A 23,004-nucleotide genomic window follows, 5' to 3' on the forward strand; every position below is an offset into this window, starting at 1 on the left:
TTGCGGTAAGCTGTCCCCATCCGCGTCCGGCCTGGGCTGCGGCATGGAGGTGATCCAGTGAGCGACAACCAGAATTTCGGCTTCGGCAAGTTCGTCCCCGGTTTCGATTTCCTGCAGAACATCGCCAAGGGCGCCTCGCAGACGATCCCGCAACTGCCGAACCTGTCGAACTGGGTCGCCCCGACGCTCAACCTCGAAGAACTCGAGAAGCGCATCGCCGAGCTGAAAGCCGTGCACTTCTGGCTCGACCAGAACAGCAAGGCACTGGGCGCCACCATCCAGGCGCTCGAGGTCCAGAAGATGACGCTGGCGACCCTGAAGGGCATGAACTTCAACATGGGCGACGTCGCCAACGCGCTGAAGCTGAAGGCCGCCGACAGCGTGATGGGTGGCGTGCAGAAGGTCACCGAGACCGCCGCGGGCGCGGCGGGCGCCGTCGCCGGGGCCGCCGGGGCGGCGCGCCGCAAAGCCGCGGGCAAGACGAAAAGCGCCGCCGGCAAATCCGGCAAGGGGGGCGCCAATGGGGCCGTCGATCCCCTGCAGTGGTGGGGTTCGCTCACCCAGCAGTTCCAGGAGATCGCCGCCTCCGCCATGAAGGACGCGGCGCAGAAAACCACGATCGACACCGCCAGGAACATGGCGGCCGGCGCCGCCAAAGGCGCGATGAAGGCGGCCACGGGCATGGCCAAGGCCGCGACCGGCTCGCTGACCCCGGCGGCCAAGCCGCCCGCGGCGAAGAAGACCGCCGCGCGCAAGCGCAGCCGCTGACAGGGGCCTCCAGTGCAGCTGTTTCCGTTCGGTCACGCGACGCACCCGCAATGGCAGATGGCGGCCGGGCTGGTGCTGGCGCAGCTGCGCGCGCAGATGACGTTGCCGGGTTACGCCAGCGCGCCGACCCTCGGCTTGCTGTACATCACCGATCACTACGCCGCGATGGCGGCCGACATCCTCGACCACCTGGGTGCGGAGCTGCCCGAGGTCACCGACTGGTCCGGCACGGTCGGCATCGGCATCGCCTCGTCCAATGTGGAGTACTTCGACGAGCCGGCCATGGCGCTCATGCTGTGCGCCATGCCGCCCGACCAGTACCGGGTGTTTTCCGGCGTGGCGCCCCTGCCCGCCACCTTCACGCCCCACACGGCGCTGGTCCATGCCGACGCCTCGACCCCTGACGTGAGCGAACTGATCGCCGAGATGGCCGATCGCACGGCCACCGGTTACCTGTTCGGCGGCCTGGCGTCCAGCCGCGGCGACGTCGTGCAGTTCGCCATTGGGGGTAACGGCAACATGCAGGGGCAGGGCAAGGCGGCCGGCGTCTTCAGCGGCGGCATGTCCGGCGTCGCCTTCAGCGAGGCGGTGCAGCTGGTCTCGCGCGTCACCCAGGGCTGCCAGCCGGTGGCGGCGGCCCGCAGCATCACCGCCTGCGATGGCAACCTGGTGCTGGCGCTCGACGGCCGCCCCGCGCTCGACGTCCTGCTGGAAGACCTCAAGATCTCGCTGGAACAGCCCCAGGCCGCCATGACGGCGCTGCGCGCCACGCTGGTCGGCCTGACCGAAATGGGGCAGGACATCGTCGGGCGCACCGGCAACTTCGGCAGCGACGTCGTGGTGCGCCACATCATCGGGCTCGACCCCAACCGGCGCGGCGTCGCGCTGGCGACGCGCGTCACCGAGGGCATGCGCCTGGCCTTCTGCCGGCGCGACGCCGCGGCCGCGAAGTCCGACCTGGTGCGCATCTGCGCCGAGATCCGCGAGGAACTCGAGCCCGAGGAACTGCCCCTGGCCGTGGCGACGGCTCTGGCGGCCGAGCCGCTGGCGCTGCCCAGTCCGGCGCGCCGCGTCGCGGGCGCCGTCTACGTCAGCTGCGCCGGGCGCGGCGGGCCGCATTTCGGCGGGCCGAGCGCCGAAATGCAGATCGTGCGACGCGCGCTCGGCGACGTGCCGCTGGTCGGCTTCTTCGCCGGCGGCGAGATCGCCCGCCGCCACCTCTATGGCTACACGGGCGTCCTAACGGTGTTCCACTGATGACCACAGCAACGATGTCCAACGAAACCCCCACCCGCGTGCCCTCCGTCTGGCGGGGGCTGCTTTGGGCCTGGCGGCGCGGCGGCGACGGCGGCGGCGTCACGCGCACGCGCCTGCTGTGGCGCGCGCTGGTCGCCACCACCCGCTGGGGTGGCGCCATGCGGCGCTGGATGAGCGTGGTGTTCGAACTGAACTCGCGCGGCCTGATGACCGATCCGGCCGGCGAATACATGCGCGCCGTCCGGCCTTACGTGCACCGCCACACCAGCTACAGCGCACGCGTGCTGCAGCTGATCGACTTCGTCGACTGGATGGAGTCGGCGTTCAAGCCGGCCGCCCTGCAAAAGCTGCTGCAGGGCGAAGACCTGGTCCTGGCCGAACTCCAGCCCCCGCGCGGTTGCGACTCCATGCGCCTGCAGTTGCGCCGCGCGCCGGTGCAAAGCCCCGAAGGCGAGCTGCTGCTGACGCTCATGGTCCAGCGTTCTCCCGATGTGCAGCACAACGCCCAGCCGGTGGAAGCGGCGGCGCTGGGCTTCAGCGTCTTTCGCCTCGAAGGCAGCGGCTGCCTGGTGATCGGCGGCGTGCGCGGGCCCCGGCATCCGGTGCAGCGGGTGTCGACCGTCGAGATCTCCCAGGCGATGTCCGGCTGGAAACCGTCGGTGCTGATGGTGCGGGTCGCGCAGGAACTCGCGCGGTTCTGGGGCTTGAAACTGGTCGGCCTGAATCCCAGCTCGCACACGCTGCAGGGCTGGACCTTCCAGTTCAACGAGCGGCACCGCAACGCGGCGCAGCGCATCTATGACAGCTATGACGCGCTGTGGGAGCACTTCGGCGCCACCAAGGGGCCACCCGGCTGGATGGTGCTGCCGCTGGATTCCGACGACAAGCTGGCCGCCACGGCGCTTTCACCCGAGAAGCGCGAGCGGCAGATCCGCCGCGCCGACTTCTGGATGCGCACCCGCCGCCGCCTGCACGCCGATGCGCGCGAGCTGCTGCAACGCCCCGGCCGCGAAGCGCGCCTGTCGCGCGCCACCCAAAGCATGCAACCGGACGACGATGCCGACTGGGAAGACGAGAGCCCGCCGTCGCCGCAGATCATTCCGCCCCGGAAGCAGCGCGTGCTCGAAACCGGGCCGGCCGACCTGGCCTGATTGCGGGAGCTGATGCGTGATGTTATGATGCGGTCGCATCAACCTCATCATGCGCACCACACTCGACATCGATGACGACGTGCTCCTCGCTGCCAAGGAGCATGCGGCCCGCGAACGCAAGTCGCTCGGCGCCGTCGTCTCCGCGCTGGCGCGCGAATCGTTGCGCCGCCCGGCGTCAGCCCCTGTGCGGGGCCGCGCCGCGCCACGCGGCGGGCGCTTCGCGGTGCTGCCGGAACGGGACGAGGTGATCACCATGGAACACGTGCGCGGCCTGCAGGATGCCGAAGGCGTCTGATCCGGCCACCGGCGCGCGTGCGCTGCTCGATGTGAACGTGCTGATCGCCCTGCTGGACGACGCTCATGTGTTCTCGCGCAGGGCCAACGAGTGGCTCGACGGCGCGCCCCGCCGCATCGCCACCTGTCCCATCGTGGAGAACGGCGTCATCCGCATCATGAGTGCCCCGGCCTACTCCACCGTGCAACGGGCGACGCCCGAGCAGGTGGCTCAGGGCCTCAAGGCGCTGGCCGAGGCGCTCGACCACGAGTTCTGGCCGGACGAGGTCTCGATGCTCGATGAGACCCTGGTGGACTTCAGCCGGCTGCACGGGCACCGGCAGGTGACCGATGCCTATCTGCTGGCGCTGGCCGTGCGCCGCGGTGGCGCACTGGCATCATTCGACACGGCGATGCCGTTGACGGCGGTGTGGGGCGCGGGCCGCGAGCATCTGCTGGCGATCTGACAGGCCGGATGGGATCGTGCGCCATCAGCGGCGCAGCTGCGTGAACGCCTCGAATTCCCAACTGCGCATCGCCAGCACCAGGGTGTAGCCTTCTCGGTCCTTCTGCGGCAGCTTCTGGTCGGCCTGGTGCTGCTGCGCGAAATCCTGTGCCACCCGCTGCAACCGGTCGACGAACGATGGCGCGATGCCGCGGCTGACGGAGCCGTGCACCAGCAGGACGCTTTCGGCCGGGCCGTCAAAGCCGCCGTTGAAGTAGTCCAGCACGGCGTGATCGCGGAAGTAGTGCATCACAGGCCCGTGCGGGCGCCAGCGGAAGGTCTTGGCCAGCTTCAGGCGGTAGCGGTTCAGCGGCCGCAACTCGATGATGCCGATGCGGTCCAGCTGCGCGAAGTACTTGATGCACTCGGCTTCCGTCAGCCGGTATTCCTCGCAGATCTGGTCGAGCGACCACTGGCTGAGGACGCAGATCGCGCAAAGCAGCAGCTTCTTGTCGGCCACCACCGCTTTCTCCTGCTCCTGCGTCAACTCCTTCAGCAGCGGCTGGGCGTCCGCGACGCGGCGCGCCAGCTCGGCGAAATCGAGCTTGAGCGCGCGGCAGATGGCGTCGATGCGCGACAGCGACATATCACCCTTGGCCAGCATGCGCTTGACACTGGACTCCGCCATGCCCAGGCTGTGGGCCAGGTCGGCATAGGTCATCTGCGCGGCCTTGAGTTCTTTCTTCAGGACCAGGACGAGGTCGGCAGTGGTGCTCATGGTGGTACAGGATAGCGATACTGCAAGGGGAATGGAACGACAATGTAGCCGGATCTTGGCCTGGGGTGCCAACCACCGCAGCAAACTGCGGCTGTCGCACCACCAAAGGAGAACCCATGCGCACCTCGATGTCCCGGGCTGAACGGATGCTGCTGCTGGCGACCAGCGCCGGCTTGCTGCTGGCCCTGTTCGGCCCGTCCCTGGCACCGCTGGCGCACGCCCACGACTTCGCGGACCAGCGCGCGCTCTGGGGCGTGCCCTATGCGCTGGACGTGCTGTCGAACCTGCCTTTCGCCCTGCTGGGCTTGCTCGGCGGGTGGACCTTGCTGGCCTCGGGGCGCGGCGTGGCGAGCCCGGTGCAGCGTGCCCTCGCCGGCCTGTTCTTCGCGGGCCTCGTGGTGACCGCGGCCGGCTCCAGCTGGTACCACCTCCACGCGGACGATGCCGGGCTGGCGGTGGACCGCTATGCCATGGGCGTTGCTTTCGCCGGCTTGCTCGGCCTGGCCGTCGCCACGCGGGTCAGCGACCGCGCCGGCGCCGCCCTGGCAGGCGCCTTGCTGCTGCTGGCCCCGCTCGCGGCGCACACCGCCTTCGCCGGCAACCTCGCGCCCTGGGTCGTCGTGCAGTTCGGCGGGATGCTCGTCTTGCTGGCGCTGGTGTTCGCGCCCACGCGTCCTGGCGCCGTGACGATCCGGCTGGGCTGGGTGCTGGTGGCTTACGGCGTCGCCAAACTCACCGAGATGGGGGACCACGTCATCTTCGAAGCGACCGCGGAGTTGCTGGCCGGCCACACCGTGAAACACCTGCTGGCCGCCGCCGCCGCCATCCCCGTGCTGGCCCCCTTCCTGGCCGCCGCGCGCTCCGGGCAGAATGGCGCGCAGAGTTCCGCCGGGACGCACGCTGCAGTGGCGGGCCCCCGCCAAGCCTGATGAGGGAAGGACCCATGACCACCGCCACTGCCGAAACCGCGCCGCTCGCGCCGGCCGACCCGCACCCGAACCAGTTCGCGCTGCTGAAGCAGCGCCGCTTCGCGCCGTTCTTCTGGACGCAGTTCGCCGGCGCCGCGAACGACAACCTGTTCAAGTTCGCTTTCACCGTGATGGTCACCTACCAGTTGCAGGTGGCGTGGCTGCCGCCGGCGATGGCGGGCCTGGTGATCGGCGCGCTGTTCATCCTGCCCTACCTGCTGTTTTCCGCGACGAGCGGGCAGCTGGCCGACAAATACGACAAGCGCGCCCTGATCCTGTTCGTGAAGTGGCTGGAAATCGGCATCATGGTCGTGGCGGCGTTCGGCTTCTTCGCCGCCAACGTGCCGATCCTGCTGCTGTGCACCTTCCTCATGGGCCTGCACTCCACGCTGTTCGGCCCGGTGAAGTTCGCCTACCTGCCGCAGCACCTGAACGAGCGTGAGCTCACCGGCGGCAACGGCATGGTGGAGATGGGCACCTTCGTGGCCATCCTGCTCGGGCAGGTCGCGGGTGGGCTGCTCGTCGACGTGCCGGCCGTCGGCCCGCAGGCGGTGGGCATCGCCTGCATCGTGCTGGCGATCGCCGGCCGGGTGGTGGCGCATGCGATCCCGAAGTCGGCGCCGACCGACCCGCACCTGGTCATCAACTGGAACCCCTTCACGGAGACCTGGGCCAACCTGAAGCTGGCGCGCGAGAACGTGGTCGTGTTCCGGTCGCTGCTGGGCATCAGCTGGATGTGGTTCTTCGGCGCGATCTTCCTGAGCCAGTTCCCGAGTTTCGCCAAGGACGTGCTGCACGGCAACGCGCAGGTGGCGTCACTGCTGCTCGTGGTGTTCTCGGTGGGCATCGGCATCGGCGCCCTGCTGTGCGAGATGCTGTCGCGCCGCCACGTGGAGATCGGCCTGGTGCCGCTGGGCGCGGTCGGCATGAGCGTGTTCGCCATCGACCTGTACTTCGCTTCGCGCGGCCTGCAGGATGCGCAAGCCGCGACGTTCACGTTGAGCCAGTTCGTCACCGTCGGCGCGCATTGGCGCGTGATGGCCGACCTGGCGCTGCTGTCGCTCTTCACCGGCCTGTATTCCGTGCCGATGTACGCGCTGATCCAGCTGCGCTCGCAGCCGACGCACCGCGCCCGCATCATCGCGGCCAACAACATCCTGAACGCGCTGTTCATGATCGCCAGTTCGCTGATCGCCGGGGCCTTGCTCGGCGCCGGGCTGACGATCCCGCAGATCTTCCTGCTGACCGCGCTGGCGAATGCCGTCGTGGCCTTCTACATCTTCATGCTGGTGCCGGAGTACCTGCTGCGCTTCATCGCCTGGGTGGTCTCGCGCATCATCTACCGCTTCAAGGTCAGTGGCGACGAACACATCCCGGTGCAAGGCGCGGCGGTGCTGGCCTGCAACCACGTGAGCTTTGTCGACGCGGTACTGCTGATGGCGGCAAGCCCGCGGCCGATCTATTTCGTGATGGACCACCGCATCTTCAAGCTGCCGGTGCTGGGCGCGATGTTCAAGCTGGCCAAGGCCATCCCGATCGCTTCGCAGAAGGAGGATCCGGTGGTGTACGAAGCCGCATTCAAGCGGGCGGCCGAAGTGCTGCGCGATGGCGACTTGCTGGCGATCTTCCCCGAAGGCGGCATCACCAAGGACGGCGTGCTGCAGCCCTTCAAGGGCGGCATCATGAAGGTGCTGGAGACGGCGCGCGCCGACGGCGTGCAGCCGCCGGTGATCCCGATGGCACTGACCAACCTGTGGGGATCGTTCTTCAGCCGGGTCGAGCAGGGCAACGCGATGGTGCGGCCGTTCCGCCGGGGGCTGTTCAATCGCGTCGGCCTGAACGTCGGCGCACCCATCCCCGCCAGCCAGGTCGAACCGGCCGCCTTGCAGGGCTCGGTTGCGAAACTGCTGGCCGCCGGTTAGATTCCGTCCTCCTTAGAACCAACGTTTGCGAGGGAAGTCATGCAGCAGCAAACCCAGACCACCACCGAAACGCCGGCCGTGGCCAGCTTCCAGCTCACGCCTCCCGAGGTGATCCAGCCCGTGGCCGAAGCCCAGGCCCGCACCGCCGTGCCCCTGCCGCCCGAGACGAAGAGCGCCGTCGAAGACCAGGTGCAGCGCTTCATGGACGGCCTGCTGACCGAGGATGTCCAGAGCGAGGCCTTCAAGCAGCGGCTGGACAGCGCGTTCGCGCTCGGCCGCGAGGAAGTGTCGGTGGCCTCCAGCCTGATGCAGGGGCAGCTGTTGCAGCGCAACTTCGTCGGCATGGAGGACACGACCGCCTTCAAGGCCATCCAGGAGATGCGCGGCCATCTCGACGGGCTGAACCCGGGCAAGGAAGGCGACCTGTTCCAGCCGCAGAAGCTGCTGGGCATCATCCCCTACGGCAACAAGCTGCAAAGCTACTTCCGCAAGTACCAGAGCGCCTCCAGCCAGCTGCAAAAGAGCATGGAGCAGCTCTACGCGGCGCGCGACGACATGCAGAAGGACGTGGTGGAGCTCGAAGCCACGCGCACCAAGCTGTGGGACGCCATGCAGAAGCTGGCCGGCGCGATCCACTTCGCGGAGACGCTCGACACCCGGCTGCATGCCAAGGTCGAGTCGCTCAAGGCCACCGATGCCGTCCGCGCGAAGGCGCTGGAGCAGGAGGTTCTGTTCTACGTCCGGCAGAACCTGCAGGACATGCTGACGCAGCAGGCCGTCTGCACCAACGGCTACCTGGCGCTCGACGTGCTGAAGAAGACCGGCCGCGAGATGATGAACGGCTGCAACCGGGTGGCGACCACGGGCATGAGCGCCCTGGCCGTCGCGCAGACGGTGGCACGCGCCACCGGCAACCAGATCAAGGTGATGGAGATGCTCGGTGGCGTGAACAGCACCATCGAAAGCCTGATCGCCGAGAGCGGCAAGCAGCTCAACACCCACGTCGAGAAGACGGCGCAGTTCGCGCAGAACCCGATGATCGGCATCGAGAAGCTGCAGGAAATGTTCAACCAGACCTTCAAGGCGATGGACGCGATGGACGACTTCCGGTCCAAGGCCATCACGGTCATGGGGCAGAACAACGCCATCATCAAGGACCAGCTCGCCAAGGCGGAACAGTACGTCGACCGGGTCCGCCAGCAGCAGGCCCGGGAGGCGACCCGTTCCGCGATCAGCGGGCCGGTGGCGCTGTAGGCTTTACCGGCGACCCTCCTTCAGCGGGTTCGCCGGGCCACGGAACTTCTCTTCGAGAAATCGCGAGTGGTTGAGGAACGCCTCGGCGTCCTGGGTCGCGAGGTCGTCCGTCAACTGCAGGACCTTGGTGGACAGGTCCTCCACGGTCGCGTTCAGTGTCTCCTCCGCCGTCTTGCCGTTCGCCAGCTGCTTGCTGCGCGCGAAGCGCGGCGGGATCGACAGGTAGGTCTTCAGCGCTTCGGGCAAGTAGCGCAGCACGATGTGGCGCGCGAGGAAGCTCTCTTCCAGCGACAGCGCGCCGCGGCTGCGTTCCCATTGCTGCAGCAGGTTGCGCAGCTGGGCGCACAGCTCCAGCAGGCGGGTCTGCACGCTGGCCGGCAGGCGTTCGTCCGGGTTGTAGCTCACGAGCCGCTGCACGGCTTCCAGCGCGTTGTTCATGGCCAGGCGCGCGTCGCCCTGGTCCTCGAACTCGAGTTCGTCCCAGGCCTTGTCGCGCAGCTGCGGCCAGCCGAACCACATGCCGGCGGTGGCAAAGCCGACGGCATAACCCAGGGGCGGCAGCAGCCAGCCACCCCAGAGCGGCCACCCCAGCGCCTGCGGGGCGAGGGCCAGGGTCGCCAGCACCAGGCCGGTCCAGTTGGCCGGCGACTGCAGCAGGTTCGCCAGCTTGTTCATTGGAAGGCGCGGATGTCCTTGAAGACGGTGTAGAGGGACGCCTTGCGCGCATCGAAGACGCGGCCGCCGGTGGTGGCGACGAGCTCGCGGATCTCCCGCTCGTTGGCTTCGCCGAAGATCACCATGAACACCGGGATGGCGCGCACATCCTCGGGCAGCGCGGCGTAAGCGGCCTTGAACTGCTGCAGGTTGTGGCCCCGGTTGTTCTCGCCGTCGGTGAAGGCCACGACGGAGTACTGGTAGTTGGGATTGCGCTTGCGCTCCTCCAGCATCATCTCCAGTCCGCGCAGCACGGACTGGTACAGGGCCGTGGAGCCGGTCATCTTCAGCTGCTCGGCATAGTCACGTACGCTGGCGAGCATGGCCTTCTTGGCTTCGCTGTCCTGCTGCACCTGCACGCCGCGCGCGGCGGTCCGGCCGGCCGGCAGTTCGAACAGGGTGGGCTGGCCGGGCGCGTCCGAAAACGGCAGCATCCAGATCTTCTCGCGGCTGGTCAGGCGCGCGATGCGGCCGGTGAGCGATGGATCCTCGCCGGCCATGTACTGCAGGGCCTGGACCAATTGCGCGCGGCGGCCGCCGCCGTTCATGCTGCCGCTGACGTCCAGGACGAAGGTGGAGGCGATCGGCACCCGGAACTCGTTGAGGTAGGCGTCGATCAGGCCATCGGCCAGCGCGCGGTCGGGCGAGAACGGCAGTTCCACCAGCATGGTGCCCTGCGGGAACAACGCCGCCTGGGACTGCGCCACCGCGCTGTTGACCGGCCGGCGCAGCGTGGTGCGCGCCAGCCAGCTTTGCGCCGCCTCGCCCTTCAGGTAGTCGACGATTTTCTGGTAGTCGGCCCGGCGTGCGTCATTCAGCAGCATGAAGGGATAGTCGGCCGTCGCGACGCCTTCGTGCGGATAGACCAGCGTGAGCGGCTCCTTCAGCTTGCCGGACTGGTTGAGCGAGAGCAGCCAGCTTTCGTAGTTGATGAAGGCGTTGACCTTGGTGCCCTGCTGCTCGATGAACTTCTCGCTCAGGTAGGTGCTGTTGTCCCCGGGCAGCTTGTAGCCCTTGATGAAGGCGCTGATGGCGCCGCGGTCGACGTCGGCCGCGGTCAGCGCCTCGGGTTTGCCGGAGGCCGCGGCGGCGACGCCCATGAGCGCCATGAATCCCTGGTTGGACGTCGCGGGGTTGGACAGCGCGTATTTCAGCTTGCCATCGCGCGCCGCCTGCGCCACCGTCTTCCACGTGATCTTGGCCGCGACGGCCGGCTGGTCCCAACCCAGCGCCTTGGCCTGGCTCTGGCTCACGCCCACCACGATGGGCGACAGCATGATCTTCTCCTGCAGCTTCACGCGCGACTGGCCCTGCGTGTCGGCCAGCAGGTATTTCGCATTGGCGAACCAGGCGGCGTCGGCCTTGGCGGAGCCGTTCAACACCGCCTCGGTGCTTTCCATCGTCCCGCCGAAAGTGAACTTCAGCGGGACCCCGGTGGCCTTGGTGACCATCTCCTCCAGCGGCTGCGCGTCACGCAGGTCGCTGGTGGCGAGCACGCGGAATTCGGCCACGGCGGCCGGGGCGGGCGCGGCCACGCGCGGCGCGTTGGCCGCCGGGGCGGCAGGTTCGGGCGCCTTGCCGCAGCCGGCCAGCAAGAGGGCAGGCAGGAAGAGGCCCGTGCGGAGCCAGGCAGCGACATTCATGCGGTTCTCCTTGAATCAGCGGCCCATTTCGGCCGCGACCACGTCGATCATTTCGCCCATCAACTCGAAGCTGGGCGGGTCCACCACCTGCGACAAGCGTTCCTCCACGGCCAGGCCCGCGGCCTTCGCCACCTGCACGAAATGCGCGGTGTCGCCGATGCGGAAGCCATGGTCGACGGCCAGCCGCTGCAGGGTCGGGTCGGTGGACAAGGCCTCGCCCAACGCCTTGGCTTTCTCGCTGCTGGCGACGAACACCACCTTGTTGAAGATGGTCGGCTGCGGGTACATCAGCACCATGTCGGCGGCCACGCCCTTCTTGGCCAGTGCGTAGCTCACCATCTGGTTCTCGTAGATGAAGGCCAGTGGGGTCTTGCCCATGCCGATGGAGACGTAGTCGTCGAAGTTGCCGTTGACGTAGTTCTCCTGGTAGCCCTGCCGCTTGAACAGTTCGGCCGCCCTCTGGGCGGCCTTCTGCGCCGCCGCGCGGTCGCTCACGACTTCGCCGCCGTTGATGGCGTGGGTGGTCAGCGCGAGGTACTGCGCCGCCGAGTTGCTGCGGCGCACGTCGGTGGTGGAGACCAGGATGCTCTTGTTGACGTCGTAGGCGCCCGCCGACTTCAGCTGGTTCCACCGCTTGCGCTCCAGCATGGCCTGCGCGAGCTTGCCGAAATCGAGCGACCAGACCTTGGGCTGGGTTTCCTTCGCCATGCCATTGGCTGCCAGCACCTGGGCCACGGGCGTCCAGGACGCGATGACCATGGGCGTGTAGAACGGTGAATAGGCGGTCGTGCCGATGTTGGACTTGCGCGCGGCGTCGCCGATCTGGTTGGCGGCGACCACGCCGGAGGGGAAGAAGAAGTCGGGCGCCTGGCCGGGCACGGCGCGCGCCGCCATGTCGCGCGAGCCGATGCGGGTGACGTCGACCTGGAAACCCTTCTGCGCCAGCGCCTCGATCACGCGCGGATCCTTGAAGTAAGGCTCGACGTCCAGGGCGATCAGCCCCTTCAGCTGCACCGTCTGCGCGGGCCGGCCGGTCAGGGCCGGCGGCAGGGCGCTGGGCGCCGTGCGGTCGAACGCGAGCCAGGCCGCACCGCCGAAGGTGGCCAGCAGGGCGAGCGTGATCAGTGTCTTGGCGGCCTTGTGCATGGCGCTCCCGTGGTTGCCGGCATGGTAGCGCCGACTGCGCCTATTGCGCTTCGGTGTCCGGCCCGCGCGTCCGCTGCTCCATCCGGTCGGCCAGGGCGTTGTCGCGCACGTTCTTCTGGACGGTGACGGCGCCGAACAGCGCGAGCAGGAAGGACATGGCGAAGAATCCCTTCTCGGTGCCGTTCAGGTCGGCGTTCCACAGGCCGATGACCAGCAGGAGGATGGAGAGGCCGACGGACACCCAGCACAGGGAGAAGTAGATGCCCGTGACGGGAATGTTCTCCAGCCGGTCGCGCACCGACTTCTGCAGCGAAACCGCGGCGAACAGGCCGTACATCAGCAACGTGAAGTAGTAGCCCCGCTCGTTGAGCGCCATCTTGGGCGCGTTCCACACCCCCCACAGGAACACGGCCCCACCCACGAAGAGGGCCGTCCAGGAGGCGGCCACGAACGCGCCGGTCGGACGTTGGATCTGCAGTGCCAAAGTATTGCTCCCGTCGGCGGCAACGGTGCCGCACTGCCGAGTATGCCGCGCCAGGAAGTATCGATTCAAGCTACTTGGAGATACGTCCGGCGGTCCGCGAATGAAATGCATCCACTCCGGCCGGGCCTCACGCGCAGACTGCGAATCCTGTTCAACAGCCCGCGAGGCAACGATGCAAGTCCTGATTCAACGCGACACCAAGGCCTGGAACCTGCAGGTCTGGGTCTCCTTCCTGATCTCCGTCTTCCTGTGCGGCGTGGGGCTCGCCTACCTGCCGGGGCGGGACCTGGACCGCGCGTTCATGGTGATGGGCTACTTCTTCTGTCTGTCCGCCGCATTCGTGCTGGCCAAGTTCGTGCGGGACTCCGAGAAGGCGCGCGTCGAGCGCCGCCCGGCCGACACGCCGCTGTTCAAGGTGGTGGTCTGGGCCGGCTTCGCGCTCGCGATGGCGCTCACCGCCTGGGGCTTGCTGCGCATGGAGATCAACGAGACCTACAAGGCATTTCTCGGCGTGAGCTGGCTCTACCTCATCACCTGCACGTTCACGCTGGCCAAGACGCTGCGGGACCGCCATGAGGCCGACATGGCCGAGGCCCGGGCGCAAGGGCGCATGGCCGCTCGCGCCGCCGAGGCCGAATGAATCCCATCCACTGCAAGGAATCCTTCATGCAACGCAAGATCGCCACCGTGATGCTCGCCGCCAGTCTGCTCACTCCCGTCGCTCACGCCCACCCCGGTGACCTCTCCGCGGTCAGCGCCCTGTCGATGCTCCCCGTCGCCTCGGTCGTGGTGGGTGGCAGCATGGTCGCTGGCGCCGCCCTGGCGCTGCCGGTGGCCTTGTCCGTCACGGGCGCCGTGCTGGTCGTGAAAACCGTCGAAGTGGGCGTGCGCAGCTCGCTGTACGTGCTGGAGCGCGCTTCCGACGGCGCCCGCGTCAGTGTCGAGGTGGTCCACAACGGCACCCACCATGCATCCCTGGCGGTGGGCAGCAACGTGGCCGTGTCGGTGATCGGCGCCGGCGTGGTGCTGTCGGCGGCGGGCGAGGCGATCGCCTTCGTTCCGAACGCGCTGGGCCGTGCGCTCCTGCACAACGAACGGTTGACGAACTGAAATGGCCCGCATCCCCACCCTGGCCATGACCTTCGCGATCGCCGCGGTGTTGCTGGTGGCGCAGCCGGCGCAAGCGGGCCGCTCCTGCGACGCAAAAAAGCCGAGCGCCGCCACGATCGAGCGGGGGCTGACCCTGGCCGAGCGCACCCACCTGGCCCTGGAAGCCGACCACGCGCGCAACGGCACCCAGGCCGTGCTGCTGGCGCGGGCGGGCCAGGACCTGACGAAGTACGGCCTGCGCTATTCGCACCTGGGCATTGCCTACCGCACCCGGGACGCGCAAGGCGGCGTCGCATGGCGCGTGCTGCACAAGCTGAACCACTGCGGCACGGCCGAAGCCGCCATCTACCGGCAAGGGCTCGGCGAATTCTTCCTGGACGATCTCTGGCGTTTCGAGGCCGCCTGGGTGGTGCCCACGCCCGCCTTGCAAGCCCAGCTGGTCGCGGTGCTGAAGGACGAGTCCAGAGCCGTCCGCCTCCACCACAAACCCTACAGCATCGTCAGCTACGTGTGGGGCCAGCGCTACCAGCAGTCGAACCAGTGGGCCATCGAGACCCTGGCGCAAGGCGTGGAGCCGGGCATCGCCAGCCGCGCGCAGGCGCAGGCCTGGCTGCAGTTCAAGGGCTACCTGCCGACCACGCTGCGCCTTGGGCCGCTCACCCGGCTCGGGGCGCGGGCCAGCGCGGCCAACGTGGCGTTCGACGACCATCCGGATGCCAAGCGCTTCAGTGACCGGATCGAAACCGTCACGGTCGATTCGGTGTTCGCGTGGCTGCAGCGCAGCGGGCTGGGTGGCGCGCCGGTGGCGGTGCGGCTGTAGCGGCGGGTGGTGCGAAGGTGACAGGGCCGCCGCGGCGGTGTTGGCATGATGCGCGCAATCCGAAGGAGACACGCACATGGGCTACACCGCCAGGGCCGTCGTCACGCGCGAAACGGGGCAACTTCCCGTCGTCGAAACCATCACCGTGGATGATCCGAAGGCGGGCGAAGTCACGATCAAGCTCGCCGCCTGCGGGGTCTGCCACAGCGACCTGTCGGCCACCAACGGCACCATCGGCCTCCCGCCACCCCTGGTGCTCGGCCATGAGGGCGCGGGCACGATCGTGGCGGTGGGCAGCGGCGTGACCGAGTTCGCCGTGGGCGACAGCGTGGTGAGTTCCTACATCACCATGTGCGGCCGCTGCCGCTATTGCGCGACCGGCCGGCCCGAGCTGTGCGACCTGGCGTCCAAGGCCATGTTCACGCTGCCCGACGGAACGGTGCGCACGCACGATGCCGCCGGCAAGCCCCTGAACGTGTTCACCGGCTGCGGCGTGATGGCCGAATACGCCACGCTGCACACCGGCAACGTGGTCAAGCTCGACCCGCGCGGCGCCAGCATGGAATGCTGCGCGCTCATCAGCTGCGGGGTGGTCACGGGCTGGGGCGCTGCCTGCAACACGGCCAAGGTGCGAGCCGGGTCGATCTGCGTGGTCTTCGGCGCCGGTGGGGTGGGCCTCAACGCGCTGCAAGGCTGCGCGATGAGCGGCGCGACCCAGGTCGTGGCGGTGGACAAGAGCGACGACAAGCTGGCGCTGGCGAAGCTGTTCGGGGCGACCCACACGCTGAATCCGGACACCGTGGAAGACGTGGTGAAGGCCCTGAAGAAGTTGACCGGCGGCGGCGCCGACTACGCCTTCGAGTGCGTGGGTTACGGCGCCGTCGTGGCGCAGGCCTACGGATGCCTCCGCAAGGGCGGCATGGCGGTGGTGGTGGGCGTGGCCAAGGCCAACGACACCACGACCATCCGGACCAATTCGCTCACGTTCGAGGAGAAGACCCTGACCGGCAGCAACCTGGGCGGCGCCCGGCCGCGCGAAGATTTCCCCCGGCTGCTGGGGCTGTACCAGGCGGGGCGGCTGAAGCTCGACGAGCTGATCACGCGCCGCTACAGCATCGAGGAGGCGCCGCAGGCGTTCGATGACCTGGCGAATGGGCGGAACGCGCGCGGGATGATCGTGTTCTGACGCGCGCGGGTCGCTCAGACCCCGCGCCGCCGGTCTTCGCGGAAGCGCTGCGTGAATGCGGCGAACGTCCCCTGGTCCAGTGCCTCGCGGACTTCGCGCATCAGGTTCAGGTAGTAGTGCAGGTTGTGGATGGTGGCGAGCATCGGCCCCAGCATCTCGCCGCAGCGTTCCAGGTGGTGCAGGTAGGCGCGCGAGAAGCCGCCTTGCACCGAGCCGTCGGCGCGCGTGTGGCCACGGCAGGTGTAGCAGCCGCAGGTCTCGTCCAGCGGCCGCTCGTCGCTGCGGTGCTTGGCATTGCGGATCTTCAGGTCGCCGAAGCGGGTGAACAGGTGGCCGTTGCGCGCGTTGCGGGTGGGCATGACGCAGTCGAACATGTCCACGCCTTGAGCGACGCCTTCCACCAGGTCTTCCGGCGTGCCGACGCCCATCAGGTAGCGCGGCTTGTTTGCCGGCAACCGGTGCGGCGTGTGCGCCATGATGCGCAGCATCTCCTCCTTGGGCTCGCCGACGCTGACGCCGCCCACCGCATAGCCGGGGAAGTCCATCTCGACCAGCGCCTGCAGCGACTCCTCGCGCAGCGACTCGAACATGCCGCCCTGCACGATGCCGAAGAGCGCGTTGGGGTTGGCGAGCCGCTCGAATTCCGCCTTGCAGCGCAGCGCCCAGCGGCGGCTCAGCTCCATCGAGAAGCGCGCTTCGTCCTCGGTGGTGATGTGGCCCTTGGTGTCGTAGGGCGTGCACTCGTCGAACTGCATCACGATGTCGCTGTTCAGCGCGGTCTGGATCTGCATCGAGATCTCGGGCGTCAGGAACAGCTTGTCGCCGTTCACGGGCGATGCGAAATTGACGCCTTCCTCGGCGATCTTGCGCATCTCGCCCAGGCTCCACACCTGGAAGCCGCCGGAGTCGGTGAGGATGGGCCGGGTCCAGTTCTCGAAGCGGTGCAGGCCGCCGAACTGCTTCAGCACGTCGAGGCCCGGACGCATCCAGAGATGGAAGGTGTTGCCCAGGATGATCTGCGCGCCCATCTCTTCCAGCGAGCGCGGCATCACGCCCTTGACGGTGCCGTAGGTGCCGACGGGCATGAAGATGGGCGTCTCCACCACGCCGTGGTTCAGGGTCAGGCGGCCGCGGCGGGCGTGGCCTTCGGTTTTCAGCAGGTCGAAGTGGAGCATGGTCAGGTGGGCGGAGTGTCAGTGCGCGCCAACAGCATGGCGTCGCCGTAACTGAAGAAGCGATAGCCGGCCGCGATGGCGTGGTGGTACAGGCCCATCGCGTGCTCGTAGCCCGCGAAGGCGCTCACCAGCATCAGCAGGGTGGATTTGGGCAGGTGGAAGTTGGTGAGCAGCACATTGACCTCGCGGAAGCGGAAGCCCGGCGTGATGAAGATGCTGGTGTCGGCCGAGGCCTGCCCCGATCGCGCCCACGACTCCAGCGTGCGGACGGTGGTGGTGCCGACGGCGACGAGCCGGCCGCCGCGCGCGCGCAGGTCGGCGATCGCCTGCTGCGTGGCGGGCGGCACCTCGTACCACTCGCTGTGCATGCGATGTTCGGCAATGTTGTCGGTCTTCACCGGCTGGAAGGTGCCGGCACCGACGTGCAGCGTCACGCTCGCACGTTGCACACCACGTGCTTCGAGCGCGGCCAGCACCTCGGCGTCGAAGTGCAGGGCGGCAGTGGGCGCGGCGACGGCACCGGGGGCGCGCGCGAACACGGTCTGGTAGCGCCGCGCGTCTTCCGGCGTGTCTTCATGCGTGATGTACGGCGGCAGGGGCACGTGGCCGTGCTGCTCCATCAACGCGTGCGGCTCGCTGCTGAAGGCGAAGCGGAACAGCGGGCCATCCTCCTCGGGCCAGCGCCCCAGCAGGGTGGCGTTGAAGCCGCCGTCCATGCGCAGCACAGTGCCGATGGGCGGCTTCTTGCTGACCTTCATGTGGGCGACAACTTCGTGGTCCTGCAGTACGCGCTCGACCAGCAGTTCCAGCTTGCCGCCGGTGGGCTTTTCCCCGAACAGGCGCGCCTTGATCACCTGGGTATCGTTGAAGACCAGCAGGTCGCCGGGCTGCAGCAACGCCGGCAACTCACGGAAAGACCGATCGATGGGCGTGCCCTGCGTGCCATCGAGCAGCCGCGAGCCGCTGCGTTCGGCCGCGGGATGCTGGGCGATCAGTTCGGGGGGCAGGGCGAAATCGAAATCGCCCAAAGTGAATTGGCGCATGCGCTTGAGGACCGGACAGATCCGTGCCAAGGAGGAGGCAGAATTGTCCCATGCCCGAAACCAAGGCGCTGTCCGAACCGCAGAAAGCCTTGCTCAAGCTCGGGCTGGCGCGCGACATCGACCTGGCGCTGCACCTGCCTTTGCGCTATGAGGACGAAACACGCATCGTCAAGCTGCGCGACGCGCGGGAAGGCGAGACGGCGCAGATCGAGGCCACCGTCACCGACATCCAGGTGCAATACCGGCCGCGCCGGCAGCTGGTCGTGACCGTGGACGACGGCAGCGACACGTGCGTGCTGCGCTTCTTCAGTTTCTATCCTTCGCAGCAGAAGGCGCTGGCGGCGGGCACGCGCCTGCGCATCCGCGGCGAGCTGAAGGGCGGCTTCCTGGGCTGGCAGATGGTGCACCCCAGCTGGCGCCCGGCGGGCGGCGATCTGCCAGAAGCCTTGACGCCGGTCTATTCCACCGTGGCCGGCCTGCCGCAGGCTTACCTGCGCAAGGCGGTGCTGTCGGGGCTGGTGCGCGCCGACTTGTCGGAGACCGTGCCCACCGATGCGCCGCCCGCCCCCGCGCAGGCCACACGCTGGACGCTGCGTGACTCGTTGCAGTTCCTCCATCACCCGACGTCCGATGTTTCGCTGGCCGCGCTGGAAGACCATTCCCATCCCGCCTGGCAGCGGCTGAAGGCCGAGGAGTTGCTGGCGCAGCAACTTTCGCAGCAACAGAGCCGGCGCGAGCACGATGCCTTGCGTGCGCCGCCGCTGGCTGCGCTGCGCGGCGGCCTGCACGAGCAGCTGCTGGCGGCGTTGCCGTTCCAGCTGACCGGGGCCCAGCGCCGCGTGGGGGAGGAGATCGCCACCAGCCTGGCCCGTGACCGCCCGATGCACCGCCTGCTGCAAGGTGACGTGGGGTCGGGCAAGACCATCGTCGCCGCGCTGGCCGCCGCCATCGCCATCGACGCGGGCTGGCAGTGCGCGCTGATGGCGCCGACCGAAATCCTGGCCGAGCAGCATTTCCGCAAGCTGATCGGCTGGCTGGAACCATTGCTCGCGCCGCGCGGGCTGCGCGTCGCCTGGCTCACGGGCAGCCAGCGCAAGAAGGAACGCACCGAGATGCTGGCGCTGGTGGCCAGCGGGGAGGCGGCATTGGTGATCGGTACGCACGCGGTCATCCAGGACCAGGTGCAGTTCAAGTCGCTGGCACTGGCGATCATCGACGAGCAGCATCGCTTTGGCGTGCAGCAGCGGCTGGCGCTGCGCGGGAAGATGCAGGAGCCGGGCCGCGAACCGCATCTGCTGATGATGTCCGCGACCCCGATCCCGCGCACGCTGGCGATGAGCTACTACGCGGACCTCGACGTCTCCACCATCGACGAACTGCCGCCCGGCCGCACGCCCGTGGTCACGAAGCTGATCTCCGACAGCCGGCGCGACGAGGTGATCGAGCGCATCCGCGGCCAGCTGGCCGAAGGCAGGCAGGTCTACTGGGTCTGCCCGCTGATCGAGGAAAGCGAAAACGTCGACCTGACCAACGCGACCGCGACGCACGAGGCGCTGAGCGGGGCCCTGCCAGGCGTGATGGTCGGACTGCTGCATTCGCGCATGCCGGTGCCGGAGAAGAAGGCGGTGATGTCGCTCTTCACCGGTGGCCAGATGGGCGTGTTGGTCTCCACGACGGTCATCGAAGTTGGGGTCGACGTTCCAAATGCTTCCTTGATGGTGATCGAGCATGCGGAGCGTTTCGGGCTGTCGCAGCTGCACCAGTTGCGCGGGCGGGTTGGCCGGGGTGCGGCGGCATCGGCCTGCGTGCTCCTCTATTCGGCGGGCGATTCCGGGCGCGTGGGCGAAACGGCGCGTGCGCGCCTGAAGGCCATGGCGGAGACGAACGACGGCTTCGAGATCGCCCGGCGCGACCTGGAGATCCGCGGGCCCGGCGAGTTCCTGGGGGCCAGGCAATCCGGCGCGCCGCTGCTGCGATTCGCCGACCTGCTGACCGACACGGCGCTGCTGGAATGGGCACGCGGCGTGGCGCCGGCGATGCTCGACCGTCACCCGGCGCTGGCCGCCCAACACATCAGTCGCTGGTTAGGGGGAAAATCGGAGTTCCTGAAAGCCTAGATGACCCTCACCGAACTGAAATACATCGTCGCGGTCGCGCGCGAAAAGCACTTCGGCCGCGCCGCCGAGGCGTGCTTCGTCTCGCAGCCCACGCTCTCGGTCGCCATCAAGAAGCTCGAGGAGGAGCTGGAGGTGAAGCTGTTCGAGCGCAGCGCCAACGAGGTCACCGTCACGCCGCTGGGCGAGGAGATCGTGCGCCAGGCGCAGAGCGTGCTGGAGCAGGCCGCCTCCATCAAGGAGATCGCCAAGCGCGGCAAGGATCCGCTGGCCGGCCCGTTGAAGCTCGGCGTGATCTACACCATCGGGCCCTACCTCCTGCCCGACCTCGTGCGGCAGGCCATCGCGCGCACGCCGCAGATGCCGCTGATGCTGCAGGAGAACTTCACCGTGCGGCTGCTCGAGATGTTGCGTACCGGCGAAATCGACTGCGCCATCATGGCCGAGCCTTTCCCGGACACGGGCCTTGCGATCGCTGCGCTCTACGACGAGCCTTTCCTGGCCGCGGTGCCCAGCAACCACGGGCTGGCGGTGCACAAGACCATCAACGCCGAGGAGCTGAAGAAAGAAACGATGCTGCTGCTGGGCACCGGCCACTGCTTTCGCGACCACGTGCTCGAGGTCTGTCCGGAGTTCGCCCGCTTTTCCAGCGACGCCGAGGGCATCCGCAAAAGCTTCGAAGGCTCGTCGCTGGAAACCATCAAGCACATGGTGGCGGCCGGCATGGGCGTCACCCTGGTGCCGCGGCTGTCCGTGCCCAAGGACGCGCTCGCCGCCAAGCCGCGGCGGCGCGCCGACGACGAAGCCCACGTCAAGTACATCCCGTTCGAAGGCGTGCCGCCGAGCCGCCGCGTGGTGCTGGCCTGGCGGCGCAGCTTCACGCGGTACGAAGCCATCGCCGCGCTGCGCAACTCGATCTACGCCTGCGAGCTGCCGGGCGTGAAAAGACTCTCCTGATCCCCCATGGCCGACAAGACCTACCAACCCGGAATTTTCGAAGGCGTGCCCGCCGTCGCGCGCTACGTGCTGTTCAACCTGGCGGAGAAGAAAGTGACAGCGAGCGACATCCAGGAGGCGCTGAAGCGTCTGTCGCCGCTGGCGAACGGCAGCGACGTCGTGCTCGGCATCGGCCCTTCACTGGTGACGGCTCTCGGTGCAGACATTCCCGGCCTGCATGAATTTCCCGACTTGTCGCGCGACGGCATCAAGGTGCCTTCGACGCCCGGCACGCTGTGGTGCTGGATCCGGGGCGACGACCTCGGGGACCTGCTTCACCTGACGCGCAAGGTGCAGAAGGCCCTGGCCCCGGCTTTCAGCGTGCGCCACGTCGTCGACGCCTTCCGCCATTCGCTCGGGGAGAGCGGCCATGGCAAGGACCTCACGGGCTACGAAGACGGCACGGAGAACCCCAAGGGCGACGCCGCGGAGGAAGCCGCTTTCGCCCAAGGCATGGGCGATGGGCTCGACGGGTCGAGCTACGTCGCCGTGCAACAGTGGGTGCACGACCTGGATGCCTTCGAGGCGCTGGGGGACGACGAGCGCGACCACCATTTCGGCCGCCGCCGCAGCGACAACGAGGAGCTGGAGGACTCGCCGACCTCGGCCCATGTGAAGCGCACGGCGCAAGAGGATTTCGATCCGCCGGCCTTCATGTTGCGCCGCTCGATGCCATGGATGATGAGCATGCAGGCGGGCCTGATGTTCGTCGCCTTCGGCAAGTCCCTCGATGCCTTCGAACGCCAGATGCGCCGCATGGCCGGCCACGACGACGGCGTGGTCGATGCGATGTTCAGCATCTCGAAGCCGGTGAACGGCGCGTACTTCTGGTGCCCGCCGATGCGCGAGGGCAAGCTCGACCTGCGCCGCCTCGGCCTGTGACGGCGGTGCGCGAACGCATCAACCTCTACCTCGCGCTGATCCGCTGGAACCGGCCGGCGGGCTGGCTGCTGCTGTTGTGGCCGACCCTGAGCGCCTTGTGGATCGCGGCGCACGGATTCCCCGGCTGGCATCTGCTGGTGGTGTTCACGCTGGGCACCATCCTGATGCGCAGCGCCGGCTGCTGCGTGAACGACGTCGCGGACCGCGAGTTCGACAAGCACGTCAAGCGCACCGCCGAGCGGCCCGTCACGTCGGGCCGCGTGTCCGTGCGCGAGGCGCTGGTTCTGGGCGCCGCGCTGGCCCTGCTGGCTTTCGGGCTGGTGCTCACCACCAACGAAACCACCATCGCCTGGTCGTTCACGGCGCTGGCGATCGCCATCGTCTACCCCTACGCGAAGCGCTTCGTGTCCATGCCGCAGGCGGTGCTGGGCGTGGCCTTCAGCTTCGGCATCCCGATGGCATTCGCCGCCGTGCAGTCGCGCGTGCCGCTGCTCGCCTGGGTGCTGCTGCTCGGGAACCTGTTCTGGGTGCTGGCCTACGACACCGAATACGCCATGGTCGACCGCGACGACGACCTGAAGATCGGCATGAAGACCTCGGCGATCACGCTGGGCCGCGCGGACGTGGCCGTCGTCATGGCGTCCTACGGGGCCTACCTGTGCATCTGGTGCCTGGCGCTGGCGGACCGGCTGCCGCTGGCCGTCCTGGCCGTCACGGCGGCTGCCGCTGCCGCGCAGGCGCTGTGGCATTTCACGATGATCCGCGACCGCACGCACGAGGGCTGCTTCCGCGCTTTCCGGCTGAACCACTGGCTCGGGTTCACGGTGTTCCTTGGCGTCGTGGTTGGATACGCGTCGCGCTGAAGCTGGGGTTCG

23 protein-coding genes are annotated in these 23,004 nt (G+C 68.2%); 16 read left to right on the forward strand and 7 right to left on the reverse strand.

The genetic code is table 11. The features are described 5' to 3' along the window. Positions 1-57: 57 nt before the first annotated feature. From FN976_RS17990 to FN976_RS18010, 5 genes are read left to right on the forward strand one after another with little or no spacing between them, the layout of a single operon-like run. Positions 58-768: a PhaM family polyhydroxyalkanoate granule multifunctional regulatory protein gene (locus tag FN976_RS17990; protein ID WP_145894430.1), complete on the forward strand. Its 711-nt coding sequence runs from the start codon at positions 58-60 to the stop codon at positions 766-768. 12 nt (positions 769-780) lie between these two features. After that, a complete protein-coding gene (locus FN976_RS17995; protein ID WP_145894431.1) occupies positions 781-2,025 on the forward strand; it encodes an FIST signal transduction protein in 1,245 nt (414 codons plus the stop codon). After that, positions 2,025-3,176 carry a DUF535 family protein gene (locus FN976_RS18000; RefSeq protein ID WP_145894432.1) on the forward strand — a complete coding sequence of 384 codons (1,152 nt, stop codon included), beginning with the start codon at positions 2,025-2,027 and terminating at the stop codon, positions 3,174-3,176. Before FN976_RS17995 ends, FN976_RS18000 begins: the two co-directional genes overlap by 1 nt. Positions 3,177-3,225: 49 nt before the next feature. Next, positions 3,226-3,471 carry a hypothetical protein gene (locus FN976_RS18005; RefSeq protein ID WP_186510975.1) on the forward strand — a complete coding sequence of 82 codons (246 nt, stop codon included), beginning with the start codon at positions 3,226-3,228 and terminating at the stop codon, positions 3,469-3,471. Further along, positions 3,455-3,916, forward strand: coding sequence for a TA system VapC family ribonuclease toxin (locus tag FN976_RS18010; protein WP_145894434.1), 462 nt, complete (start codon positions 3,455-3,457; stop codon positions 3,914-3,916). The genes FN976_RS18005 and FN976_RS18010 overlap by 17 nt, the downstream gene beginning before the upstream one ends. A gap of 24 nt (positions 3,917-3,940) precedes the next feature. Here FN976_RS18010 and FN976_RS18015 read toward each other — a convergent pair whose 3' ends face one another. Next, on the reverse strand, positions 3,941-4,672 hold the full coding sequence (locus FN976_RS18015) for a helix-turn-helix domain-containing protein (protein WP_145894435.1): 732 nt from the start codon (positions 4,670-4,672) through the stop codon (positions 3,941-3,943). A gap of 116 nt (positions 4,673-4,788) precedes the next feature. Here FN976_RS18015 and FN976_RS18020 point away from each other — a divergent pair, with 116 nt between their 5' ends. The 3 genes from FN976_RS18020 to FN976_RS18030 are packed head-to-tail and all read left to right on the forward strand — an operon-like array spanning position 4,789 to position 8,816. Then, positions 4,789-5,601: a hypothetical protein gene (locus tag FN976_RS18020; RefSeq protein ID WP_186510977.1), complete on the forward strand. Its 813-nt coding sequence runs from the start codon at positions 4,789-4,791 to the stop codon at positions 5,599-5,601. A 14-nt stretch (positions 5,602-5,615) separates the two neighbouring features. Next, on the forward strand, positions 5,616-7,562 hold the full coding sequence (locus FN976_RS18025; protein ID WP_145894436.1) for an MFS transporter: 1,947 nt from the start codon (positions 5,616-5,618) through the stop codon (positions 7,560-7,562). Positions 7,563-7,601: 39 nt separating this feature from the next. Further along, positions 7,602-8,816 (forward strand): toxic anion resistance protein, encoded by a 1,215-nt coding sequence (locus tag FN976_RS18030; RefSeq protein WP_145894437.1) that lies wholly within the window; start codon positions 7,602-7,604, stop codon positions 8,814-8,816. Between the two features lie 3 nt (positions 8,817-8,819). Here the strand turns inward: FN976_RS18030 and FN976_RS18035 are convergent, their stop codons facing one another. Genes FN976_RS18035 through yiaA form a run of 4 tightly spaced genes read right to left on the reverse strand, consistent with a single transcriptional unit; the run spans position 8,820 to position 12,803 of the window. After that, entirely contained in the window at positions 8,820-9,491 is a 672-nt protein-coding gene (locus FN976_RS18035; protein WP_145894438.1) for a hypothetical protein, read from the reverse strand. Further along, positions 9,488-11,173: a vWA domain-containing protein gene (locus FN976_RS18040; RefSeq protein WP_145894439.1), complete on the reverse strand. Its 1,686-nt coding sequence runs from the start codon at positions 11,171-11,173 to the stop codon at positions 9,488-9,490. The genes FN976_RS18035 and FN976_RS18040 overlap by 4 nt, the downstream gene beginning before the upstream one ends. Positions 11,174-11,188: 15 nt before the next feature. Further along, positions 11,189-12,319 carry a substrate-binding domain-containing protein gene (locus FN976_RS18045; RefSeq protein WP_145894440.1) on the reverse strand — a complete coding sequence of 377 codons (1,131 nt, stop codon included), beginning with the start codon at positions 12,317-12,319 and terminating at the stop codon, positions 11,189-11,191. 40 nt (positions 12,320-12,359) lie between these two features. Next, entirely contained in the window at positions 12,360-12,803 is a 444-nt protein-coding gene (yiaA, locus tag FN976_RS18050; protein ID WP_145894441.1) for an inner membrane protein YiaA, read from the reverse strand. Positions 12,804-12,975: 172 nt separating this feature from the next. On the opposite strand from yiaA, the gene FN976_RS18055 reads away from it, so the two are divergent. The 4 genes from FN976_RS18055 (at position 12,976) to FN976_RS18070 (ending at position 15,919) form a co-directional block, all read left to right on the forward strand. Next, positions 12,976-13,443 carry a YiaA/YiaB family inner membrane protein gene (locus FN976_RS18055; RefSeq protein ID WP_145894442.1) on the forward strand — a complete coding sequence of 156 codons (468 nt, stop codon included), beginning with the start codon at positions 12,976-12,978 and terminating at the stop codon, positions 13,441-13,443. Between the two features lie 26 nt (positions 13,444-13,469). Continuing rightward, complete coding sequence (locus FN976_RS18060) at positions 13,470-13,913, forward strand: hypothetical protein (protein WP_145894443.1); 444 nt, start codon at positions 13,470-13,472, stop codon at positions 13,911-13,913. Between the two features lies 1 nt (position 13,914). Then, entirely contained in the window at positions 13,915-14,733 is an 819-nt protein-coding gene (locus FN976_RS18065; protein ID WP_432417875.1) for a DUF2145 domain-containing protein, read from the forward strand. Positions 14,734-14,809: 76 nt separating this feature from the next. Further along, the gene (locus FN976_RS18070; RefSeq protein ID WP_145894444.1) at positions 14,810-15,919 is read left to right on the forward strand and encodes a zinc-binding dehydrogenase; all 1,110 of its coding nucleotides are present in this window, start codon (positions 14,810-14,812) and stop codon (positions 15,917-15,919) included. Positions 15,920-15,933: 14 nt separating this feature from the next. On the opposite strand, the gene tgt is transcribed toward FN976_RS18070, so the two are convergent. Together tgt and queA are read right to left on the reverse strand one after the other, a co-directional pair. Continuing rightward, complete coding sequence (gene tgt, locus FN976_RS18075; RefSeq protein ID WP_145894445.1) at positions 15,934-17,094, reverse strand: tRNA guanosine(34) transglycosylase Tgt; 1,161 nt, start codon at positions 17,092-17,094, stop codon at positions 15,934-15,936. A 2-nt stretch (positions 17,095-17,096) separates the two neighbouring features. Further along, positions 17,097-18,137 carry a tRNA preQ1(34) S-adenosylmethionine ribosyltransferase-isomerase QueA gene (queA, locus tag FN976_RS18080; RefSeq protein WP_145894446.1) on the reverse strand — a complete coding sequence of 347 codons (1,041 nt, stop codon included), beginning with the start codon at positions 18,135-18,137 and terminating at the stop codon, positions 17,097-17,099. 50 nt (positions 18,138-18,187) lie between these two features. Here queA and recG point away from each other — a divergent pair, with 50 nt between their 5' ends. Genes recG through ubiA form a run of 4 tightly spaced genes read left to right on the forward strand, consistent with a single transcriptional unit; the run spans position 18,188 to position 22,992 of the window. Then, positions 18,188-20,254, forward strand: a complete 2,067-nt coding sequence (gene recG / locus FN976_RS18085; protein ID WP_145894447.1) for an ATP-dependent DNA helicase RecG — start codon at positions 18,188-18,190, stop codon at positions 20,252-20,254. Then, positions 20,255-21,208 carry a LysR substrate-binding domain-containing protein gene (locus tag FN976_RS18090; RefSeq protein ID WP_145894448.1) on the forward strand — a complete coding sequence of 318 codons (954 nt, stop codon included), beginning with the start codon at positions 20,255-20,257 and terminating at the stop codon, positions 21,206-21,208. Positions 21,209-21,214: 6 nt separating this feature from the next. Continuing rightward, positions 21,215-22,129 (forward strand): Dyp-type peroxidase, encoded by a 915-nt coding sequence (locus FN976_RS18095; protein WP_145894449.1) that lies wholly within the window; start codon positions 21,215-21,217, stop codon positions 22,127-22,129. 5 nt (positions 22,130-22,134) lie between these two features. Next, complete coding sequence (gene ubiA / locus FN976_RS18100; RefSeq protein WP_145894450.1) at positions 22,135-22,992, forward strand: 4-hydroxybenzoate octaprenyltransferase; 858 nt, start codon at positions 22,135-22,137, stop codon at positions 22,990-22,992. Positions 22,993-23,004: the final 12 nt, after the last annotated feature.

The sequence above is a fragment of the Caenimonas sedimenti genome, from assembly GCF_007833165.1.
Lineage (GTDB): Bacteria > Pseudomonadota > Gammaproteobacteria > Burkholderiales > Burkholderiaceae_C > Ramlibacter > Ramlibacter sedimenti.